Annotated in this window: 23 protein-coding genes and 1 other RNA gene; 10 read left to right on the top strand and 14 right to left on the bottom strand. The window is 34.9% G+C overall.

What is annotated here, in order from left to right; translation table 11 throughout:
- Positions 1-186 (bottom strand): hypothetical protein (locus CJF42_RS28065; RefSeq protein WP_212668778.1); only part of this gene is annotated, 186 nt, incomplete at its 3' end.
- A gap of 200 nt (positions 187-386) precedes the next feature.
- Here CJF42_RS28065 and CJF42_RS04675 point away from each other — a divergent pair.
- Both CJF42_RS04675 and CJF42_RS04670 read left to right on the top strand, forming a co-directional pair.
- Complete coding sequence (locus CJF42_RS04675) at positions 387-1,328, top strand: hypothetical protein (RefSeq protein ID WP_095365567.1); 942 nt, start codon at positions 387-389, stop codon at positions 1,326-1,328.
- 4 nt (positions 1,329-1,332) lie between these two features.
- Positions 1,333-1,515 (top strand): hypothetical protein, encoded by a 183-nt coding sequence (locus tag CJF42_RS04670; RefSeq protein WP_095365566.1) that lies wholly within the window; start codon positions 1,333-1,335, stop codon positions 1,513-1,515.
- Positions 1,516-1,632: 117 nt separating this feature from the next.
- Here CJF42_RS04670 and CJF42_RS04665 read toward each other — a convergent pair whose 3' ends face one another.
- The 4 genes from CJF42_RS04665 to CJF42_RS04650 all read right to left on the bottom strand — a co-directional run bounded on the left by CJF42_RS04665 (position 1,633) and on the right by CJF42_RS04650 (position 4,183).
- Positions 1,633-1,953 carry a hypothetical protein gene (locus tag CJF42_RS04665; RefSeq protein ID WP_095365565.1) on the bottom strand — a complete coding sequence of 107 codons (321 nt, stop codon included), beginning with the start codon at positions 1,951-1,953 and terminating at the stop codon, positions 1,633-1,635.
- A gap of 150 nt (positions 1,954-2,103) precedes the next feature.
- Positions 2,104-2,459: a transfer-messenger RNA gene (gene ssrA, locus CJF42_RS04660) on the bottom strand.
- 232 nt (positions 2,460-2,691) lie between these two features.
- Positions 2,692-3,102: a type 2 periplasmic-binding domain-containing protein gene (locus tag CJF42_RS04655; RefSeq protein ID WP_095365564.1), complete on the bottom strand. Its 411-nt coding sequence runs from the start codon at positions 3,100-3,102 to the stop codon at positions 2,692-2,694.
- Between the two features lie 10 nt (positions 3,103-3,112).
- Positions 3,113-4,183 carry a porin gene (locus tag CJF42_RS04650; RefSeq protein WP_095365563.1) on the bottom strand — a complete coding sequence of 357 codons (1,071 nt, stop codon included), beginning with the start codon at positions 4,181-4,183 and terminating at the stop codon, positions 3,113-3,115.
- A 140-nt stretch (positions 4,184-4,323) separates the two neighbouring features.
- Between CJF42_RS04650 and CJF42_RS04645 the strand changes: the two genes are divergently transcribed.
- The gene (locus CJF42_RS04645) at positions 4,324-5,946 is read left to right on the top strand and encodes a methyl-accepting chemotaxis protein (protein WP_095365562.1); all 1,623 of its coding nucleotides are present in this window, start codon (positions 4,324-4,326) and stop codon (positions 5,944-5,946) included.
- Positions 5,947-6,148: 202 nt separating this feature from the next.
- A complete protein-coding gene (locus tag CJF42_RS04640) occupies positions 6,149-7,780 on the top strand; it encodes a flagellar assembly protein A (protein WP_095365561.1) in 1,632 nt (543 codons plus the stop codon).
- Positions 7,781-7,826: 46 nt separating this feature from the next.
- Here the strand turns inward: CJF42_RS04640 and rnt are convergent, their stop codons facing one another.
- Positions 7,827-8,486, bottom strand: a complete 660-nt coding sequence (rnt, locus tag CJF42_RS04635) for a ribonuclease T (protein WP_095365560.1) — start codon at positions 8,484-8,486, stop codon at positions 7,827-7,829.
- Positions 8,487-8,723: 237 nt separating this feature from the next.
- On the opposite strand from rnt, the gene CJF42_RS04630 reads away from it, so the two are divergent.
- Positions 8,724-9,599 carry a flagellar protein MotY gene (locus tag CJF42_RS04630; protein ID WP_095365569.1) on the top strand — a complete coding sequence of 292 codons (876 nt, stop codon included), beginning with the start codon at positions 8,724-8,726 and terminating at the stop codon, positions 9,597-9,599.
- Positions 9,600-9,603: 4 nt separating this feature from the next.
- Here CJF42_RS04630 and CJF42_RS04625 read toward each other — a convergent pair whose 3' ends face one another.
- The 3 genes from CJF42_RS04625 to mnmC form a co-directional block, all read right to left on the bottom strand.
- Positions 9,604-9,933, bottom strand: a complete 330-nt coding sequence (locus tag CJF42_RS04625) for a hypothetical protein (protein ID WP_095365559.1) — start codon at positions 9,931-9,933, stop codon at positions 9,604-9,606.
- Entirely contained in the window at positions 9,927-10,361 is a 435-nt protein-coding gene (locus tag CJF42_RS04620) for a CBS domain-containing protein (protein WP_095365558.1), read from the bottom strand. The genes CJF42_RS04625 and CJF42_RS04620 overlap by 7 nt, the downstream gene beginning before the upstream one ends.
- Before the next feature lie 85 nt (positions 10,362-10,446).
- Positions 10,447-12,429, bottom strand: a complete 1,983-nt coding sequence (gene mnmC, locus CJF42_RS04615) for a bifunctional tRNA (5-methylaminomethyl-2-thiouridine)(34)-methyltransferase MnmC2/FAD-dependent 5-carboxymethylaminomethyl-2-thiouridine(34) oxidoreductase MnmC1 (RefSeq protein ID WP_095365557.1) — start codon at positions 12,427-12,429, stop codon at positions 10,447-10,449.
- A gap of 479 nt (positions 12,430-12,908) precedes the next feature.
- Between mnmC and fabB the strand changes: the two genes are divergently transcribed.
- A complete protein-coding gene (fabB, locus tag CJF42_RS04605; RefSeq protein WP_095365556.1) occupies positions 12,909-14,120 on the top strand; it encodes a beta-ketoacyl-ACP synthase I in 1,212 nt (403 codons plus the stop codon).
- Positions 14,121-14,239: 119 nt separating this feature from the next.
- Here fabB and CJF42_RS04600 read toward each other — a convergent pair whose 3' ends face one another.
- Both CJF42_RS04600 and smpB read right to left on the bottom strand, forming a co-directional pair.
- The gene (locus CJF42_RS04600) at positions 14,240-16,924 is read right to left on the bottom strand and encodes a TonB-dependent receptor plug domain-containing protein (protein WP_095365555.1); all 2,685 of its coding nucleotides are present in this window, start codon (positions 16,922-16,924) and stop codon (positions 14,240-14,242) included.
- Positions 16,925-17,165: 241 nt separating this feature from the next.
- Positions 17,166-17,648: an SsrA-binding protein SmpB gene (gene smpB / locus CJF42_RS04595; protein WP_095365554.1), complete on the bottom strand. Its 483-nt coding sequence runs from the start codon at positions 17,646-17,648 to the stop codon at positions 17,166-17,168.
- Between the two features lie 158 nt (positions 17,649-17,806).
- On the opposite strand from smpB, the gene CJF42_RS04590 reads away from it, so the two are divergent.
- The 3 genes from CJF42_RS04590 (at position 17,807) to CJF42_RS27205 (ending at position 18,952) form a co-directional block, all read left to right on the top strand.
- Entirely contained in the window at positions 17,807-18,253 is a 447-nt protein-coding gene (locus tag CJF42_RS04590; protein ID WP_095365553.1) for a type II toxin-antitoxin system RatA family toxin, read from the top strand.
- Positions 18,254-18,293: 40 nt separating this feature from the next.
- The gene (locus CJF42_RS04585) at positions 18,294-18,614 is read left to right on the top strand and encodes an RnfH family protein (protein WP_095365552.1); all 321 of its coding nucleotides are present in this window, start codon (positions 18,294-18,296) and stop codon (positions 18,612-18,614) included.
- 173 nt (positions 18,615-18,787) lie between these two features.
- Positions 18,788-18,952 carry a hypothetical protein gene (locus CJF42_RS27205; protein ID WP_170940474.1) on the top strand — a complete coding sequence of 55 codons (165 nt, stop codon included), beginning with the start codon at positions 18,788-18,790 and terminating at the stop codon, positions 18,950-18,952.
- Positions 18,953-19,023: 71 nt separating this feature from the next.
- Here CJF42_RS27205 and CJF42_RS04575 read toward each other — a convergent pair whose 3' ends face one another.
- Complete coding sequence (locus CJF42_RS04575) at positions 19,024-19,371, bottom strand: outer membrane protein assembly factor BamE (protein ID WP_095365551.1); 348 nt, start codon at positions 19,369-19,371, stop codon at positions 19,024-19,026.
- A gap of 93 nt (positions 19,372-19,464) precedes the next feature.
- Between CJF42_RS04575 and CJF42_RS04570 the strand changes: the two genes are divergently transcribed.
- On the top strand, positions 19,465-19,791 hold the full coding sequence (locus CJF42_RS04570) for a GIY-YIG nuclease family protein (protein WP_095365550.1): 327 nt from the start codon (positions 19,465-19,467) through the stop codon (positions 19,789-19,791).
- A gap of 17 nt (positions 19,792-19,808) precedes the next feature.
- Here the strand turns inward: CJF42_RS04570 and CJF42_RS04565 are convergent, their stop codons facing one another.
- Positions 19,809-20,729 (bottom strand): M28 family peptidase, encoded by a 921-nt coding sequence (locus CJF42_RS04565; protein ID WP_095365549.1) that lies wholly within the window; start codon positions 20,727-20,729, stop codon positions 19,809-19,811.
- Positions 20,729-21,913, bottom strand: a complete 1,185-nt coding sequence (locus CJF42_RS04560) for a tetratricopeptide repeat protein (RefSeq protein ID WP_095365548.1) — start codon at positions 21,911-21,913, stop codon at positions 20,729-20,731. The genes CJF42_RS04565 and CJF42_RS04560 overlap by 1 nt, the downstream gene beginning before the upstream one ends.
- Between the last annotated feature and the right edge of the window lie 113 nt (positions 21,914-22,026).

The following is a 22,026-nucleotide window of genomic DNA, read 5'->3' as shown; positions in this document are numbered from 1 at the left end:
CAAAAGCACCTGCTCAACTTTATTGATTAATTGAGCAAATGGAAGGTATGCAAGATCTTCGAGTGTTATAAGATCGAGAGTATTAAAAAACTGGGTAATATCTCCTTTATATGCCCGCCTTGTATGTATAGAGCGTTTTAATGATACAAAATCTTCTATGACTTCATAAAGTGGTTTTTCAACCATAATATCTGTTTGTTTTATAAGTTCGGACATTAAAAGTAGAATAAAAAAAGTACAATGTTTTCAATTGTACAGACATTTTAACTGAGTCAAATGGACCTAATTTGTTGACAGTTATGAAGTGATGGTAGTATATTCCGCTCTTGAAATTTTTTCATTAAATTTCAAGTATAAGGATTTTCAATATTAAAAAGGGATTAAGCGTGAAAAAAATATTATCTTTATCTTTGTTTCTAATGCCGTCGGTTTATGCTGCTGACGTTGATGTCATTTCTTGTAATGGCTGTACAGAATATGGTATGAAAATGAAAGCTGAGTCAGGATGGTTTAGAAATCAAATATCTTATGCTCATGTGTTCGATGAAACAAATTTAATTTATAAAAAATACAGGTTAAACAAAGTTTATATTGAAGATTTGGTTCCTACAGTAGAAGCTGTAGAGGTTACACCTGATTCTTCAATCAGGTCTTCATTTATTTCTCTTGTTGAAGCTAAAAAGCAGGCGATAAATTATTTGAATTTCAAAGTCTTTAATGAAGATGATTTAAGTATGTCTAATACTTCAATGGGCTTTGATTCAACTAGTTCAACTTCAACTGAGTGTAAAGCTAAGAGTGTCAGTTCTGATAGTAAGACAGCTCACAGCTATATTAAAAGCTCAGCTCTAAGAAGGGATCTTTTTAATAGATTTGTAACTAATATTTCATCATCCGATCCATATGATTACGTTGGAGTATATGCATTAAAATCCACTCAATTTATTGGGGTTATGGCTAATTCCTCAAATGGTGTAGTTTCAATGGTTGGCTCTGTTCTAAATGTTCTTAATCCTAATGACCTTGGGTTTAATACTGTTGATGGTGGAAGAATGGGTGGGTATCTAGATTTTAAAAATAACACTTTTGTTATGACTAGTGCCTATGATGGTGATTGTAATGATCTCCCATTAAACGATAAAGATGTAAATGGAGAATACTCTTTTACAACTAATAGTGGTGCAGAGTCTATGTCTGGCTTACTTCAAATGTATGGCGGTTCATTCAATTTTGGACCTGTAGCTATGTGTGTTAAATATGTAGCAACTTGTACAGGAATACGAGGTCAGAATTTCGTTTGTACATCGACCTGTGTAAAAAGGAATTAGGTAAATGAAAATAAAAAAATATCGTTTTAGATTTGAAAAATCATTAGTTGATATGTTTTTGCCTTTACTTGGGTGGGGTATATTGTGCTTTATTAGTTTTGGTTTAATGTTACCACTATTTTTTATATATATATTAAAGGTCGTCATTAATAATACAGTTGTAGAACACTATAACACTGTTGAATAAATTTACTTCCCCTTCAAAAGTATCGCCTTTTTTGGCGATACTTACTTCTGATAATTAGGACATTGGAAATCTTATCATTCGACTGAGTTAATGTTTCATATCGAATATAGCTATCATCTACACTGCGTAATTTTCCCATTGAACGGTCGGAGATATTCGCCATTTTATTTCCTTTAGAAATTCATCACGGTTTTTTATAAAATACTTAGTAATTTCATCAGGATGAATTTTTCGCACAGAATAAGGTTCTTCTGCTTTTATTCTTTCTTTGTAGTATTTAATGTAATCATCATCACTATATTCTTCAGTTATTTTATAGTGCAATTCTGCTGGATCATTTAATCCTTCATAATTAGAGAACCAAAGCTTTTTTGATGCTAGTGCAGCTAAAGAGTTAACATCTAGAGTTCTAAATTTATACAAATTGTCATTAATCATAAGGCTTCCTTGTTTTTTAGTGTGAACGCTTAGTTTAATTATTGAATTATTTTATTTTTAGTGTGGATGTTTTGTGGTTGTAGTTAGGTGGCGAAAATAAAAAAGGTAGTTAAGTTTTAGCTTAACTACCTGATTTATAACAACTTAATGTGGTGGAGCTGGGGGGATTTGAACCCCCGTCCGGAAAGCGTCGACCTTCGGTACTACATGTTTAGTATCGTCATTTAATTAACCTTTAAATCTCGGACGTACACGATAAGCAAAGGCGAGGCCGCTTAGTTTTAGCGCTTCAACCCCGGCCAGGGTTTCCATCGCGATCTCAATGTAGGGTGACACTCCGGATCCCAAGTCCACGAGAATACTTGGAAGGAGCGCTAGCTGCCTAAGCTGCTAGAGAGTAAGAATCGTCGTTTGCGATTACTTTAATTGCGGCTTTTTTACGAGGCCAGCCGCACCTCGACATGCACCTAAGGCTTCAGGGATCCCGTCGAATCCTAATCAGCCCCTGAAATCTGTTTTAGTGAAATAATACTTTTTTCACTATTTTCTAACGTCGAAATAAACTTCAGTTTGTTTGACTATAGCTACTGGTATGTATGCTAATGCAGTAAGTATACGCCAAGCTTTTGTCATGGTACAAGTTTTAATTGTAATTGAGTTGGCTGTTGATTGATTTGTATGCGATTTGTATAAAAAAACACAAAGTGAAAGATGCTCATTTTGTGTTTTTGAGGTGAATTAGTATTTTTGTACAACTTTTACACTGCTATCGACTGAGTCTACACTTATAAAACCGATAGCATTTGGTGTTGAGGCGATATGTTTGAGTACGTCAGCATCATTGCTAAGTTCTTTCGGGGGTGTTCCTTTACCGGTAAAAACCAGTTTAGACCAATATGCTTTTAATTGACTTGATGATTTTTTTAATGCTTTTTTATTGAATTCAGCCGCTACGACTGAACTTGCGCTTTGACTTACTGGGCTAACTTTACTGCCATCAGAAAAAGATTTACTTTTACCTGTGAATATTTTCTTGATTACAGTTGCATCAATCGCATTGCTATTTGATGGGTGAACAATGACTGCCACATCGGCTAAAGTTGTTGCACTAAATAGAAATAGAGTCATCGCTAATGTACGTGTTTTCATGATGATTCTCCTAAAATACAACATCTATACCAAAAGTAATTGACTCACTATCACCTGCAACAGCTAAATCAAAAGAATGCTCTTCAACTTTATCGTATTGAATTTTTAATGCCGCTGAAGAGTGAAAATCCCACCTAACACCTAATGACATAGTATCGTGATGTTCTCCATCTGTTGCATCTTCTTCGAAATCAGCATATGCAAAATACGGTGTAATGTCATTAAATCTATAACCTACACTTATCATGTATGTATCTAAGTTTCCGCCTAAATCTAGCCTATTCAACTCAGTTAGTATAAATAAGTTACCAAAGTCAGCATTTACCGACAAGCCATAAAATTTGCCATCTCTTTGTGGTTTTCCATCCCACAATACTTGTTCGCCGCTACGATATCTTTCGTTAGTATATTGCATATGAGTGGCTCTTATTTCTAGCCAATCGTTACTTGCTTGAATCACACCACCTAGAATATCTTTCCAAATTTCACGAACTGGTTCGAGAAAGAAAAAATCAGACAAAAGTTTGTTATTGGTATCATCTTCCCGACCACCATAAATATTACCACTGAGTGACCAATCACCAATTGAGCCACTATATAAGGCATTTATACCGTTATAATTAAAGATTTGCCATGTATAATTATCTGCTGGTGCGCGCATCCAAACATAAGCGTAACCAACATCAAAAAAATCTGAGTAGTAAAACAGTGGTAGTCTTTTTTTACCAGCTTGAATGGTCAAACTATCATTTAATTCATAAGATATATATGCCCATTCAAATTTAGCATCATAGTCATTTGCACCACGAGCGACTATTTGTGCGGTTGCAAAAAGCCCTTCAGACAGATTTCCAGTAAACTGTAAGCCAAACAGTGACTCAGGTTTCATTGAAAAGTCTTGGGTATATGCACTAACTATGGGATAGTCTGCTAAAAATGTAGGTTCAACATCATATTGTGGCACGCCAGTACCACTTATAACTTTACCGCCATTTACACTGGCAAAACCTGAAATGTTTATCTCAGCATGCAAGGGTAAAGATAGTGTAGCTAATACTGCTATTGTAAGTTGAGTTTTCATGATTTATCCTTGATTTAGATAAATGAATCAAATAAATTGTAGTTCAATTTAAAAAAAACTAGATAAATTCATAAAATAGATAACAATTAAAAGAAGATCTTAATATAAATAATTTATTTTTAGTTGTTTTGGAGCAGTTTATGTCGAATGGTTTTTCGTTTAATGATTTAAGCATTACTAAAAAGATACACGCGATTACGAGTATATCTGTTGTGGTTTTTTTAGTATCCGCAATCATTAATTACTCTGCTATGGTTGATAATAAACATGCATTAGATGAGCTACAAACCACGTCATATAAAGTTGTTCAGCTTGCTACCTCTAATAAGTATTTGCTAGAAAAACTAGACGATTTATATACCCAAGCCGTTACATTTGGTGATGGTGATCTAGTAGATAAGGCGGATATAACTAAAAATGAAATTCAAAATTACTTAGAAGAGTTAAACTCATTAGATAAAAGTTATCGAGGTGGCTCTGAAATTAAGCAGTTAAATGAATATGCTGAAATCTCGTCAAAAATCGCTATCGGTATGATTGATGGTACAGCTGACTTTTCTAAAATTCAGGATGATGCAAAAAGTAAATCGGCTAAATTTGATGTTTTATTAAAAAGTTTTAAATCAATTAAAAATAAAGCTGACTCTCGGTTTATTGGATTAGTGCAAAGTACTCAAACCCGTTCTGACGATGCTTTATTTTTAATGCTTTCAATTAGTATTTTCATGCTCATTGGCTTAATTATATTAGCTATTTTTATAGCTAAAAAAATTGGCTTGGCGGCTGAAAATGCTGCAAATGGGTTGGAGTTACTTGCAAGTGGTGGAGGTAATTTAAGTTCAAAGCTAACGGTATGCTCTAATGATGAAATAGGACAAGTTGCCATCCACTTTAATGCATTTATTGGTGTTTTAAAGGGTTCTGTTTTAGAAATCATGTCTGTTGTAGAGCCTTTAATGGAAAACTCTACTCGTTTAGTACAAGGAATGGAAAAAGCAGAGTCGGCAACAACACAACAATCCACAGATGCTGAAATAGTGCGGCAGTCCATGGAGGAAATGAAACAAAGCGTTGGAGACATTTCTTCGTCGGCAGCAAATGCTGCGGGGGCTGCTCAAGTAGCTGAAAAAGAAGTGGAGCAAAGCTTAAAGCAAATAAATGTATCTGTGAAAATGTCGCAAGCATTAAGTGAAGAAATTCAAAGCGCATCTTCAACTATAGATCAACTTGCAAGTGATACTCAAAATGTGACACAGATCTTAAATGTAATCACCTCAATAGCAGAGCAAACTAATTTACTTGCTTTAAATGCCGCAATCGAGGCCGCTAGGGCTGGAGAGCAAGGTAGGGGGTTTGCTGTTGTAGCTGATGAAGTCAGAGAGTTGGCATCAAGAACTGCGAAATCAACAAATGAAATTAGAGAGCTTTTAACTGTTTTAACAGGTGCTGCAAATGAGTCTGTTGGTGCAATGAATTCAGCAAGAGACATGGCAAAAGACAATGCAAATTCGGCACAAGAAACTGGAATATCAATAGAGAAAATATCAGAGCAAATTTTATCTATTAATGGCATGAATGCACAAATAGCTGCAGCAACTGAGGAGCAAACATCAGTTGCTGCAATGGTTGTTGATAACGTATCGAATATGCATTGTTCATTTGAAGATACGCAAGAATCCTTAATATCAATCCGAGAAGTTGCAAAAAATCTCCACTATTTATCCGATAATTTATTAGATGCGACTTCTAAATTTGAAGTGTAGTGACTAAAAAAATATTTTAAAGGTACAATAAGTTAAATTTTTCTATCGGTTTTTATTAATTAAAACAATACGCTGAAAGTATGTTTTTTAATTTCTTTTGTGTTGAATTATTTATAATTATTACTTTAATAGACAAAACTTAACTTTTACTTCTAGTTATGCTCAAATAACTAATACCTTGAATTATGGAAATAGGTTATAAATGTCGCTGTTTTCACTAGACAAAAAAACAAAGCAAGTTCAATTAGTTCAGCACCCATCTGATTCAGGCTATCCTGCATCAGCAGAACAGCTTATTGAGTTATTTGAATCATCTGAATTTGCAGAGTTTGAAATCAATTTAGCGACAATTAGATCTCTTTTTTCAAATTCAAATACCATCAAGCCCCCACCGTACATTATTGCAACAGCAGTAGACGCCACTATCACAATTAAAGTTGACGATACAAATATGACTGCAGAGGCAACATTAACTGTAAGCAAAGGTGGTAATATTGCTGATGCGCAAACTATGAAGCAAGCTTTAGAAAGTGCTGGTGTCAAAAGTGGCGCAAGTAATAAAGCAATTGAAAACTTTTTAGGTCGTCAATTTGAAACCCAAGCCGGTGAAATTTATAGCTGTATTGTAGCTCATGGAAAAAGGGCTAAAAATGGCACGGATACACGCTACATTCGATTATGCGCCACAGCGCAAGATCGTGTTTTAAGTCCTCAAAAAAAAGAAGATGGCAAAGTAGATATGCGTGATTTAGGCGCGCTTATCACAGTAAACCCAGGCACACCATTAATGCAACGCGTACCACCATCTAATGGAGAAGATGGTTATACCGTTTTTGGTGATGTTATTTCTGCAGTTCCCGGTAAAGATTTCCCAATACAAGTGATGGATGGAACGACTTTAGACCCTAAAAACGCTAATATTTTAATCGCTGATGCTGTGGGAGTTCCTGTAGCTGTCCCCAGAGGTATGCGTGTTGATGATGTTGTGTGTTATAGCAATGTTGATGTGACTACGGGTCATATTGAATTTGATGGTAGTGTGATTGTATCTGAAGATGTAAAAGATGGTATGAAAATCAAAGCAAGCGGTGATATTACCGTATTAGGCTTTGTTGAATCAGCAGATATATGCTCTGAATCAGCAATTACAATAATAAATGGGGTAATTGGGAGAAAGCGTGAAGAAGGCCGTGATTTCACCTGTAGTGTGCAAGCAAATGGCACTATTTCAATAGGATATGCACAATATAGTAAGTTAAGTTCAGAACAAGATTTGATGATAGATAAGCAAGCTTTACATTGTGAGCTTTCAGCGAGGCGTTTAATTAGAGTGGGTACAGGAGATAAACCCAGAGGCAAAATTATTGGTGGCCAAGTTATTAATGCTTTACGCGTTGAAACGGGTGAATTAGGTGCGCCTTCTGGTACTAAAACAAAAATCTATTTAGCACAATATTGGCATGAACTCAGAGAGAAGTTAAATCAGCTTGCAACACTTGAAAAAACACTTAATTCAAAGTTGAAATCTTTTAAACAAGCACGAAAAAAAGCTGAAAACATACCGAGTGCTGAACAAAAAAAAGTGTATCAAACTAAAATAAAAGCGAGTGAAGATATGCTATTAACTAAGCTAAAACGGGTTTATAAAAATAGAGATTTATTACAAAAAAAACTCAATATGTTATTGCACGCCAGTCGTTTAACTATAAATGAGTTGATGCATCCCGGTGTCGAGCTTCATATCGCGAAAGATAATAAGCAATTTACTAGAATTTACCCGCCAAATTTATTAAAAATCACTGAAGGCAAGATCACGCAAACATTTAAACCTTAATTACAGATGCTTGGCTTGGCCTAAGCATCTGTAATTAATAACTTAACTAATCTTCAGTTTTGTCGCTTTGCTCTTCTTCAGCAAGCGGCCATCCACCTAAAGCTTGCCATTTATTAACAATAAAACAAAATAGCTCCGCTGTACGTTCTGTATCGTATAATGCACTGTGTGCTTGGCTATTATCAAAGTCAATTTTTGCTGCAACACAGGCTTTTGCTAATACTGTTTGACCTAGTGCTAAACCAGATAAAGTAGTGGTATCAAAGCTTACAAAAGGATGAAATGGTGTGCGTTTAATATTGCAGCGCTCAATAGCTGAATTTAAAAAACCATGATCAAATGCGGCATTGTGGGCTACAATCACTGATCGTTGGCAACCGGCTGCTTTTTGTGCTTTTCTAACTGCTTTACAAATTTCTTTAATTGCTTCAGACTCTGGTACCGCACCACGCAAAGCACTGAATGGCTTTATACCATTAAAGTCTATTGCAGTTTGTTCAATATTAGCCCCTTCAAATGGTTCAACATGAAAATGTAATGTATGTTCAAGTGAAATAACACCATCGTCATCCATTTTTAAAATACTTGCAGCAACTTCTAATAAAGCATCTGTTTTATTATTAAATCCAGCTGTTTCAACATCAATAACAACAGGAAAATAACCTCGGAAGCGTTTTGAAAATAGTGTTTGTTCGTTTGAAGACATTATAAATTTTTTTAGATAATAAATGGCGCGTATTATACCTAAAGCATAAATTAAAATCTTATTAAGTTAATTAAAGTTTTATTTTTTTATATTTAGGCCGATAAACTGTATAGTTTATTAATCGGTTAAGGTAATTTTTTTGACCTATAATCTTTATATGTGATTCATGGAATCATATAGGGTGCTTTAATTAACTAATGCACTGTTTTAATTGGAGTTGTATTTGTGTTTAGTCGTATGGCCTTAATATTTTTATATTTTAACTTGTTGAGCTCTACTGTGATAAGTTTTGACGCTAATGCTGGAATACGGCAATATTCTGCCAAAGCAGATGATTCTATTTGGCAATTAGAACAAACAAAACGTTTATCTTGTAAATTAAACCACTCAATCCCTTCATATGGTGAAGCGCAATTTATAAGCTATGCAAGTAAGTCTAAGCCAATGTCGTTTATTCTTGATATGCTAATTCAGCCTGAAGGGTATGATTTTGCAGCTGTAAAATCTGTACCACCTATGTGGATGCCTGGTGTGCCATCAAAAGAGTTAGCTAATTTAAAATTATTAAAACAATTTGATGGGGAACTTGGCAGTAAAGTATCTTGGTTAATGTTAACTGAGCTTGAAAAAGGCTTTACGCCTACTTTGTATTATCAAGATTGGAATAATCAAAATGATAAAGTCTTAGTTGGTTTATTAGCAGTAAACTTTAAAAAAGTTTATTTAGAATTTTTAAAATGCCGAGACGAACTTTTACCTTATAGCTTTGAAGATATCGCTTTTACGGTTATCCATCATGAACCTAATACGGGAGAGTTAACTAAAGCGTCAAAAATTCGCCTTGATAGAATAGGAGAATACCTTAAAAATGATCCTGACATTGAGTCTGTTTTGATCTCCGCTTATACCGATAGCTATAGTGGCCGTTCTCTTAACCAAGCTCGATCTCAAAAGCGTGCTAAGGCGATAAAAACCTATATGATTGAATTAGGCGTCAAAGCGGATAGAGTTAAAGTGGAGGGGTTTGGCGAAAAACGTCATATCTCTTCAAATAAAACAATTTTAGGAAGAGATAAAAACCGAAGAGCTGTGATCCAAATGGCAAAACCTTAAAATATTAAGGTGTTGTGATCATTATGCTTATTTCAGTCCACTCTATTTGTTGAAAAATACTTATTTTTACTAAATTTTCATCAACTTGGTAAAAATAAGTATATCGACCAATATCTTCAATGATTTTATTTGGTGACCCTAATTGATTATGATAAAACGCAATCACATCTGTATCTGACATTTTAACAAAGCCATTAAATATCATTGGATAATCATCATCAAGTTTCATTCTAATTTCAGTATCATCAGGTAAGGGAACTGATGATAAATTAGCTAAACTAAAAAAGCTTATAAAACAAAATAATAAAAGTATTGGCTGATAAGCTTTTAACATAATTTAATTCCTTTATTTAAAAAAGTTAATGATAGTTTAATAAAGTCAGAAGAGGTGACTATTCCTTGCAATAAATTATCTTTATCTACAATTGGTAAACAGCCATGGCGATTTGCTAAAAAGAATTCTGCAGCATCTACTAGAGGCATGTCAGGATTAGCAAATACCACGTTCTTATCTATTAAATCAGAAACACAGACGGATTTTTCTCTTCTTTCTAAAGATGATGAACCATAGTTATCTAGTAAGTACATCACCTTAGCGATAATTGCTTTTTGTGTTACAACACCAATAAACTTGTTATTCTGTGAAATAGGCACATGACGAATTTGTGACTCCTTCATTAATTTGTGCACTTCAAACATGGTATTCTCTACATCAAGCTGAAACACTGATGTTGTCATAATATCGGCAATGACTTTACTCATATAATGTCCTTATAGATCATCCTTAATTAGGAATTTTTAATATTTTAATACACTTACATAACTATAAACAATCGTTTATTGTTTTTCATATTTTATTTCGTTTTAAGTCTCTCACTATAAACCTAGCGGGGTGTAGTGCTTCACTCATCGCTAAATCAATAGGTAAAGGTTCGTTAAACATTTCACTACATAATAACTCTGCGCCTAATGGTGCGCTACATAAGCCTCGCGCGCCTAAACCAGTGAATATATATAAACCTGATGTAGAAGAGTTGTAGGATAAATAACCATATTTACTGCCGTGGCGTAATGTGGCAAAACTCTTTTGATAGTTTTTTATATCAGTAATTTGACCAATTAATGGCATGTGATCAAAACTAGTGCAGCGTATCGCAGCCTTGGCACTGGTGATGTCATTTAAATCGTCCGTGAATTCACATTCACCATAAAAGTCAGTAACTTGTTTTAGATTAATATTATTATCATCTTCGCTAATATGTGTTTCTTTGCTATTTTTAGTAAAAGTAGCGCCAATGCAATGGTGGTTTAAATATTGGGGGGTTATGTAGCCTTTGTGGCATAAAACAGTAGAGATTTCAGCTGATTTTTCAGTTGCTTTAACATGACTGACTTGTCCTCTTACAGGATGTAAATCGAGCGATTTTGTTTGTTTAAATGTATCGGAGTGTTCGCCTGCGGCGACAATAACTTGAGAATAGGGTCCATGCTCTATTTTACCATCAAACAAATACCATAAATTTGCTTTTTGATAGAATTTTTCAATTTTAATCTTGGTATTTATGGTAAATAGCTTATTAGCTTGGCTATAACTTAACATGGCTTCTATGAGCTTTGGTGGGTTTATCCAGCCACCATGCTTTATGAAAAGCCCTGAATATGGTGTTACTACATTTGCGATATCGGATGCTTGTTCTGGAGAGACATAGCTTATTAACTCATTCGGCCAGTTATTTTGCTCTATCAGTGATTGTTGTCTTTTTTGTTTTTCTGCATTAATACCATGCAGTAATACACCGCACCATTGATAAGGGAACGTATAACCTTGAGTTAAAATCTCATCAAAACATCGTCGAGCATAAAAAAAACTATGAGCATAAAACTGACTTTCTCGGCTAAAGTTAGCTTGTAAATGAGGATATAAAGCGCCTTGATGATTATGAGAGGCACCCATTGCAACTTGATCATCTTTACAGAACACTTCAAATTGAGCATCGCGCTTGCTTAGTGATAAGGCTAAACTTGCAGTCGCTATACCACCACCTATAATGGCGATTTTATTTATATTAACACCCTCTCTAGGATAATATTTTGGTTCGCTAAATTTATCATTTGCTTTTGTTAGTTGGCCGCAGATCATTTCTCGTTTACGACCAAAACCTTTATGTTTTTGTACATTAAATCCGGCTTTAATTAACCCTCTGCGAACAAAACCTGATGCGGTAAAAGTCGCAAAGCTACAATTATCTCGACCCAAGTCAGCCATGGCATTAAAAAGAGATTGTTGCCACATATCAGGATTCTTACTGGGAGCGAAGCCATCTAAGTACCAAGCATCAATAATGCCTTTTTCTTGAAAACATATTTGTGGCAATGTGTCTTTAATATCACCAAACCAAAGATCTAAAACAATTGTGCCACTGGCAAACTCTAATCTATGACAGCCTTGCATCGCGACGGGATACAAGGCAATTAATTTTTCGGTATATGGTTTTAAGTTTGGCCATGCAGCAAGTGATTTCACTAAATCAGATTTTTTTATGGGGTATTTTTCAAAAGAGATAAAATGTAGTTTTTTTACCGTTTTATTGTCACTGTTTTCAAATTGTTGCCAGGTATTTAAAAAATTAAGACCTGTGCCAAAACCTGTTTCGGCGATAACAAAGTGATTTTGATCATGATCATGTAATCTTTCAATAATTTTATTTTTTTCAACAAATACAAAGGTAGATTCAGCTAAGCCATTGTCGATAGAAAAATATATATCGTCAAACTTGTCAGCGACAGGTGTACCTGATTGGTTGAAGTAAATGTGTGCATTTTCGATCATAATTAATTAATTGCCATCTTTTTTCGCCATTTTAAGGGTTTTTATTGTAAATTCACTGATTTAATTCATAAAATAGCATATATACCCAAGCCACTTTAAAATACAGGATTCAGTTGGAGTTAGAAGCGCTTTAGGCAAGGCTGATGGATGTAGCCTAGTTGTTCTATTTCAAATTCATCTAACGCAGCATAAAGCGTTTCTAAACCAACCCTATGGGGACTTCTGAGCAAATCATGTTCGTTGTTGCATCTTTTTTTAAGGGAGTAACCATTAATACAAAGATGCGCCTAAATCATGAATTGCTCAGAAATCCTTAAACGCGTATTTTAAAGTGGCTTGGGTATAGATAACGATATAAATTGAACATTTATTTAATGTAATAGTCAGTTATATTAAGAAAAACAGCAAAGCTGACCAGTTCAGCTTAATTTTTCAGTAAAATAGCCAGCAATTAAGTTTGTAAAATTAGGGGAACCCCCATGAAAAGAGCCGTAATTACGGGGATCGGTATTGTATCAAGTATCGGTAACGATAAAAAAGAAGTGCTAGAATCACTTAAAGTTGGTCGTTCAGGTATTAAACATAACGAAGAATTTGCTGAATATAAGCTTCGTAGCCAAGTCAGTGGCCATATCAATATTGATACTAAAGCACATGTAGACCGTAAAGCTTTTCGTTTTATGGGTGATGCAGCAGCTTATTCATACATCGCAATGGCTGAAGCAGTTTCTGATTCAGGTTTAACTGAAGAACAAATTTCTGATCCGCGTACGGGTTTAGTTGTCGGTTCTGGAGGTGGTTCATCTAAGTACCAAGTAGAAGCCGCTGATACCTTACGTGCTAAAGGCGTAAAACGTGTTGGTCCTTACATGGTTCCGCGTACTATGGCCAGTACTGCATCAGCTTGCTTAGCTACACCATTTAAAATTAAAGGAGTTAACTACTCAATTAGCTCTGCATGTGCTACTTCTGCACATTGTATTGGTAATGCAGTAGAACAAATTCAGTTAGGCAAACAAGATGTTGTTTTTGCTGGTGGCGGTGAAGAGCTTCACTGGACACTTGCAATGGAATTTGATGCGATGGGTGCATTATCTACTAAATATAATGACACACCTGAAAAAGCATCTCGTACTTATGATGCAAATCGTGATGGTTTTGTTATCTCTGGCGGTGGCGGTATTGTTGTTGTTGAAGAGTTAGAGCACGCTTTAGCGCGTGGTGCGCACATCTACGCTGAAGTGGTTGGTTATGGTGCTACTTCTGATGGTTACGATATGGTAGCACCATCAGGCGAAGGCGCAGTACGTTGTATGCAACAAGCTATGGCAACTGTTGACGGTGAGATTGACTACTTAAATACGCACGGTACTTCAACGCCAGTTGGTGATGTAAAAGAACTTGGTGCGATTCAACAAGTATTTGGTGGCAAGTCTCCCGCTATCAGTGCAACTAAAGCGATGACTGGTCATGCACTAGGTGCGGCGGGTGTTCATGAAGCAATTTTTTCGTTATTAATGTTAGAAAATAACTTTGTTGCGCCTTCAATTAATATCGATGAGTTAGATGAACAAGCAAAAGGCCTAGATATCGTTACTGAAAAACGTGATGTAGAGCTCAATACTGTTATGTCGAACAGTTTTGGTTTTGGCGGTACTAATGCGACTTTAGTAATGCAAAAATACAAATAATATTGAATTCATTTTTGATATTAAAAAAAGCCGTAATCATAAAGTGTTTACGGCTTTTTTGTGTCTAAATTTTGTAAATAAAAATCGTGTATTAATACGATTTTTATTTAATAAACGACTTAAAATTTATAGCTAGCTTGTAAATAAGCAAAACGACCTTGTCCACTATGCACGTTTACAGCAAACCCCATAAAATCGTCATAAGTAAAAGGTGGTTTTTCATCAAATAAGTTAGTTACACCAAATGTTATCGTAGTCTTATCAATTCCATAGTAGTTAATAGAAGTATCAACTGTCACCATAGAATCAACATTTGGCATAGTTACCATACTCTCAGGTTTACCATTATCATCAAGAATAGGATTACCTTGCGCATCTCTAATTCCTTTTTCTTTAACCGATGGATCTTGTTCAAATTCATCTACAAAGTTGATGCCTAAGTGAACGCCAAAGTCATCATTGCTCCAATCAGCTGCAGCCGTCCAACGAAATTGTGGTTGCTCCCAACCACCTTCTTGAGTGTTCACTCGCTGGCCACCTTTATCGTCAGGGCGTTTGTCTTCATACTCTAAAACATAGTTTAAAACATAAGATAGTTTTACATCACCAAAAGCCGTATCTAGTTTGTATTTAAGGTCTAAATCTAAACCTGTTGTTGTTAAATCACCAATATTTTGGAAAGTATCAAAGATACGTACAATCTCACCTGGGTCGCCTTCAATTCCAGTTGGAATACGCTCAACAACACTTGAGTCTAACCCTTGCGTAGATAATAAAAACTGAGTATCTGAGTCGATAATATTTTCTATATCATAGCTGTAGTAATCGAGTGAAAAGCTTAAATCATCGGTTACATTATAAATCATACCTAAATTATAACTTGTAGACTCTTCAGGTCCTAAATCAGGGTTACCTTCAAATATCGCAGTATATTCTTGCTTTTCACAAGCTTTATTTACATTACCTACCGCGTTACAGCGTAATGTATCAACTAAGCTAGGCGACTCATCTGTACGACCTAAACCAAGTTGAGATAAAGATGGCGCTCTAAATGCTGTGCCCCATGAACCACGTAAAGAAATATCTTCATTTGGACTCCAAAGGAAAGATACTTTAGGATCAGTCGTTGTACCAAAGTCGCTGTAATCTTCATAACGAACAGCTAGTTGCACTTCTAATTCGTCTAATAGTGGAATTGCTAATTCTGCAAAAATAGCCGTATTATCACGTTCACCACTTGCCTGTGTTGCTTCTGTACCAAATACTTCACCACGTAAAAATTGATCATCTGGTCTGTCGCTGATAGTTTCTTCACGGAATTCATAACCAACGGCCATCATTAGCTCGCCTGAATCCATTTCCATTAATGGGCCTGAAATTTTAGCATCCCAAGAGCGGTTAGTTGATTTACCGATACGCGTTGTTGTGGTTTCAATGTAATCTAAAGCTTGCTGGCTATTTGCAGAAGGCTCAAACGGGTTCCAAGTACCATTATCAATCGCTTCTTGTACGCGGCGAGAATTAGGAAAGCCATCCACACCTTGTTCTACTGATTTACTTTTAATGTAGCTATAAGCTGCTTGCCAGCTCCAATCACCAAACTCACCTTCTAAGCCAAAAATAGTGCGGTAGTAATCTGAGTCGACTTCTTTTTTACGGTTACCAATATCAACCATACGGCGACGCATCGTTAGGTCTTGATTGTAAAACTCGTGATCTGGCATATTTGCAAATGGATGATTTACATTGTCAGCAGACATATATAGTTCATTAAAGCTTGGGCTACCTGCGCCTTTTACTGTTGTTTTTGCATTCTGGCCGTTTAATTCTGCAAACGCACGTATATCATCAGTTAAATCTAATTTACCCATGTAGTTAAAGCTAAAGCGCTCAGTTGCTGGTACCATAGTCATATGAGGCGCGTAATCATAACGACATAAAGTGCCTACAATATCTTCTGCAGCACAAACATCATTGCCAAATGTGTCTGGTAGACGATTAGTTGGATCGGATTTTAAAGCGATAGTACCTGGGATACCTGAAGAACTTCTAAAGTCATCCGCATATCTATCATTTGGATTTAAAGCAGATTGATTTGATGACGCAGCGTAGTCTCTATCTGCATAAAGTACTTCTTCTCGTTTAAAGTAATCTAATATGAATGTATGGCTGCTTTTTTCTGCAGTATTACCCCATACCATGCTAAAGTTTTCTTCTTTACCACCACCGTCGGCGGTATCACCTATCTTAGCGTTGATTTCCATGCCATCAATATCATCTCGTAAAATAATATTGATTACACCTGCTACCGCATCAGAACCATAAGTGGCAGAGGCGCCGTCTTTTAAAATATCAACACGTTTGATTGCTGATACCGGAATATTGTTAATATCAACAAAGGCTGTATCTATTCCTTTTGCAAAAGGACTCACTGAAACGCGGCGCCCATTTACTAAAATAAGTGTAGAATCAGCACCTAAACCACGTAAAGAAACACTTGAACCACCATTGGCTGTATCATCGCTACTATTTGCCTGTGTTGAGAATGTACCTTGACCGGAAATTGGTAATTTCGCAAACAAACCAATTAAATCAGTTGCGCCTGTATTTGAAATGTCTGCGGCTGAAATACTGGTCACAGGTGAAGGACCTTCCATATCTGTGCGCTTTATATGCGAACCAGTTACTTCAATACGTTCAACTTCTTGCTTATCTTTTGCAATTGCATTGCTTGATAAGCTGATACCTGCGGCTACCATGGTATATAATACGGCGTTGAGTTTGTGCTGTGTTTTATTGTTCATCCAGAAATCCTTATTGTCATGCTTTGTTATATTATTTTGTTTTTATTTGGTACAAATTTTATTGCAAAAATTTGTTTTTTATTGATAACACAAGATTAACAAGGAAACAATTGCTTTAACTTTTAAAACTTCTAAATTTAGTAACTTAGTCTTACATTTTGTTCGTTTTTTAAGTTAGTACAGGTTTTTAGGAAGTGATAAACGCACCTAAAGTGCGTTTTTTACTGAAGTGTATGTGGAGTTATCTCGCGTCATGTTTCATTGTTCGTTCTTTTTCACGCGCCCAGTCTTTGTCTTTGTCATCGGTACGTTTATCGTGAAGGTTTTTACCTTTAGCTAAATGAAATTCTAATTTTACCCAGCATTTTTTCCAATACATTGCAGTTGCAACTAAGGTAAAGCCACCACGATCAACAGAACCGGCGAGTCTATCAAGCTCTTTTCTTTTAAGTAGTAATTTACGGTACCTTAAAGGATCGCAAATTACATGACTTGAAGCGCTTATTAAAGGCTGTATTAAACTGCCAAGTAAAAAAGCTTCACCATCTTTAATGTGAATATAAGTATCTGAGATGTTTACTTTACCAGCTCGGATACTTTTAACTTCCCAGCCTTGTAGTTCAAGGCCAGCTTCTATTTTGTCGAACAGTTTATACTCATGTCGCGCCTTTTTATTCAGTGCGATGGTATTGCTGTTTGATTTAGGGGATTTTTTTTTTGCCATAATCTGGCTTATTATACGCAATATATTATGATTTACATCCGTTTTTTACGCTTAAGTTGAAATCAAATTTTTAATTTAAATAACTCGGGTTATATATTGCAGATAATGTGGCAAAACCTTGCTAAAATCTGTCGCTCAGTTTTTTACAGTGAGATGTCATGCCTGAAATTAAAAAAAGTGCGTTGGTAATGTATAGCGCATCAGAAATGTTTACTTTGGTAAATGATGTGGCTTATTATCGTGAATTTTTACCTCATTGTTCTGATGCTAAGATAATTTCGCAATCAGATGATAAAATGACAGCTTCAGTTGAGATATCTAAAGGTGGTTTAAAAAAATGGTTTACCACGGAAAATACTTTACTTACTGATAAAAAAATAAATATGGTTTTAGTTGATGGTCCTTTTAAAAAGCTTGAAGGCGGGTGGCTATTTACACCATTAGATGAAACTGCCTGTAAAGTGGAATTAAAACTAAACTTTGAATTTTCAAGTCGTTTAGTTGAAATAGCATTTGGTCGTGTTTTTAATGAAGTCGCGAACAATATGCTAGGTGCTTTTACACAACGAGCTAAACAGGTATATGGTCAAAGAGGTTTTAGCTAATAAATTAAATTTATTATTTTTAAACATGGAGTAATATTGAATGAAACAAGTTGAAGTTGTATTTGCATTACCTGATAAAGCAACCTGTTTAATGGTTGAAATTGATGCGGAAACAACAGTTGAACAAGCAATTATTAAATCGGGGATTTATGATAAATGCCCTGAAATTGATACAGAAAAGCTAAAGGTGGGTGTTTGGAATCGTACTTGTAAGCTAAATACAATGCTTAAAGATGGTGATCGTATTGAAATTTATAGGCCTTTAATTGCAGATCCAAAAGATGCCCGTCGTCGCAGAGCCGAAAAAGCAAAAGATGAAGGTCGCGCTGATAAAACCACCGGTGGTAGAGCAAAAAGTTAGATCTTACTTGTTTTAGCTATATACCCAAACCACTTCAAGATGCAGGATTCAGTTGGAATTAGAAATGTTTTAGGCAAGGCATTGATTGAAGAACATGGTTATTCCCTTTTCAAAATCAATAACGCTGCATAAAGTATTTATAAACCAACCTTACAGGGACTTCTGAGCAAATCATGCTCGTTGTTGCCTGCATGGATGTAGGTACTAGAGCAATGCAGGAGCATATTGCCGGTCCATCTTTTTTTAAGGGAGTAACCATTAATGCAAAGATGCGCCTAGATCATGAATTGCTCAGCAGTCCTGAACCTCACATCTTGAAGTGGCTGGGTATAAATTAAAAAAGCGCCTTGAGTTGCTAATTTATAAGGCGCTTTTTAGTTATTTAACCATGATTAAGTTGGGAGTCTATTTATTTCTCTAACGGAGTATTAAAAGTTTCAGGTAATTCAAAGTCACCTGAAATTGTTTTTAATACATCATTTTCAAAGTGAACAACAAGCGACTTCTTTTGCTCATTTGAACGGTTGTAATTAAACAAGTAAATGTAATGCCAAGCTGTGTTATCAAATGCATCAGTTGCAATTGGTTGACCTAAAACATATACAACTTGTTCTTTAGTCATTTCTATACGTAATTTATTGACGTCTTTTTGTTCTAAAAAATTACCTTGAGGGATATTCATTCGGTAAACCCAGCTAGAACAACCGCTAACTAGTGTGATAAGTAATGTTACTGAAATTATTTTAAACCACTGCATTTTAATTATGTATATCCTATTTTTAACGGTTTTGAGCATAATATCAGATATACTACCTTGTGCCGTCGTCTTGTAAAAGTGGAAAGTGGAATTTTGACTAAAACTGAGCATAAAAGTTCAATAAAGCCTAAAAAAAGTGAACAAGTTGTATCTACAGACTGGTACTTATATATTGTAGAAACACGTTTAGGGCATTGGTATACCGGAATTACCACAGATGTTAAGCGTCGTTTTGAAGAGCATTCTAATGGCATTGGTGCTAAAAACCTAAGAGGAAAGGGGCCGCTTCAACTTATTTTTAATATGCAGGTTGGTAATCGAAGTCATGCAAGTATTTTAGAGTGCCAGATAAAAAAATTATCTAAAATACAAAAACGTGCTTGGGTAACAAATCAAAAGGAACAACACAAAGCTAATTAAAACTAAACGGGGTATATTTATAGTCTGTAGTTATCTAATGACATAACCGTTTGATAAATGTTATTCACAACAGCTTGATAGAATACAGTATCTATATTTTCAAATGTATCGTTACTGGTATGGTAATTTTTATGAGTGCCAACACCGTAATAAATATAAGGGATTTTATATTTACGAAAAGAAGCATGATCACTGGCATTTCGCCAATCTATTTTCTCCTTTTTTTGTTTTGCATTCATCTGTCTATTTGAGCTTATAAAGTGTGTTTTTGCATGACCATCTATACTCTGAACTTCAATTAACGCTTTATACGGTTTCATTTTTTTTGAACTAAAAGCATAAAGAGACCTAGATTTAGGCGCAACTGCAAGCATATCTAAATTAATATTTAAAACGATATCTTTTGTATTAACCAAGTTACTTGATAAAAATTCTTTTGAACCATATAAACCAGCTTCTTCAGCATCTGTGGCAATAAAAATATAATGATAATTTAATTCTTTTTGTTTAAGTCGTTTGGCAATGTTTAGCATGGCAGCAACACCTGAAGCGTTATCATCTGCACCATAATATATTTTGCTACCAGAATGACCTAAATGATCATAGTGTGCGGTAAATACAATATAGGGCGCGTTTGGGTTTTTAGCAGGCAAGCTACTAATTATATTGTTGCCTTGTTTAATACTGAAAAAACCACTTTTATATTTAAATGTTTGTTGGTAATTTTTAGTTAAAGGCTGCAGTTTTAATTTTCTAAATTCTACTGTGATATAGTCAGCAGCCAGTTTTGAGCCATGACTACCTGTTTTTCTTCCTTGCATTTTTGGCGAGCTAAGGGTTTTTAAATCTGTTAATAAGCTGGGATCTACATTATAAATTTGTGAAATGGCATGCGTACTTAAAAATAGCCCGCTTATTATGAAAAATTTAATTAACATTAATACACCATAGCATTTAAGCTATTTATTTTATTTTGATAGGAATTTATGTCTTCGATATAAAATGAATGTCTTTTTGCTGATTTTAAGTAGCGTTTTGCTTTTATATAATCACCTAAGAGATAAAAGCTACGTGCTAACCCAAAGTAAGATTCATGCAATTTTTTATCTAACTCAGCAGACTTTTTATAATGGGAAATCGCTTCTCGGTAGCGTTTTTTTACGTAGGCTTCATTACCTTTGGCGATATGATAATAAGGATTACTTTGTCTTTTAGTATCTAATTCTTTTTTTATTTTTTTTGCTAATGCAACTCGGTCTGTCATTTCAAATAATATCCCTAAATTGCCTTTAGCTGTATTATTCGCTGGATCGAGTATTAGCGCATGTCGATAAGCGATTTCTGCATTATCATTTTTATTATTTAACCTAAATAAGATACCTAAATTACCCCAAGCAGGAGAGTAACTAGGTGCAACTTCAATTGCATTTTTAAAATAATGATAAGCTTCACTGTTTCTACCATTAACCATCGCGATAGCGCCCTTGTTATTATAAAACATGGCTGCGACGGTATGTTTATTGATGTCCTTAGTTCTAAACTTTTGCTTACGGGTATTTATATTAAAGTCAATAACGACACCATCCGTTATATCATACAGCCTTTGCACACCAGCAAATCTTGCTTGATCAAATTGTAATTTGAGGTTGATATGGTATGTTAATAAATTAAAACCTTTTTCTAATGTCCAATATTCAGGGATAAATACCCGTTGAAAATTTGCTTCTAAGCCTAATTGCTCTGCCATACTAAAAGCCATAATAGATAAAGATAAGCAGTTCGCATTTTTTTGTTGGAATGTTTGTGTTGCGGTTAAAGTGGCACCAGACTTATAATCAATATGATTATTCGCAGAATTAAATATAAAGTGTAATAACTTTTTAGCCGTTTCCATTGATGGTTTTTTTGATGGAAAATAGTTTATTAACTTTTCTTTAATTTCATCACTTAATACAAAAATTTCTTCGTATGGCTCAACTTTAAAATCAGTAAATTGGGTTTGGTTATTAAATATAATTTTTGTAGTTGGTATTGGTTTTACCGTTTTTGTTGTTCCACATCCTAATATTGATAATAAGCTAGAAGAAAATATAAAAGCTATGATTAATGAGTTACGACGCATATACACCTCTAATTTTTTTCCTTAATTAACTATATGCTTTTTTTTTGAGTTGTAGATCTGGAAATCGTTACAAAATTTTTCAAGAAAAGACATCGTGTTTTTATTGAAAAACT

The sequence above is a fragment of the Pseudoalteromonas sp. NBT06-2 genome (genome assembly GCF_002276045.1).
Lineage (GTDB): Bacteria > Pseudomonadota > Gammaproteobacteria > Enterobacterales > Alteromonadaceae > Pseudoalteromonas.
This window is presented reverse-complemented; position numbering and strand designations above follow the sequence as displayed.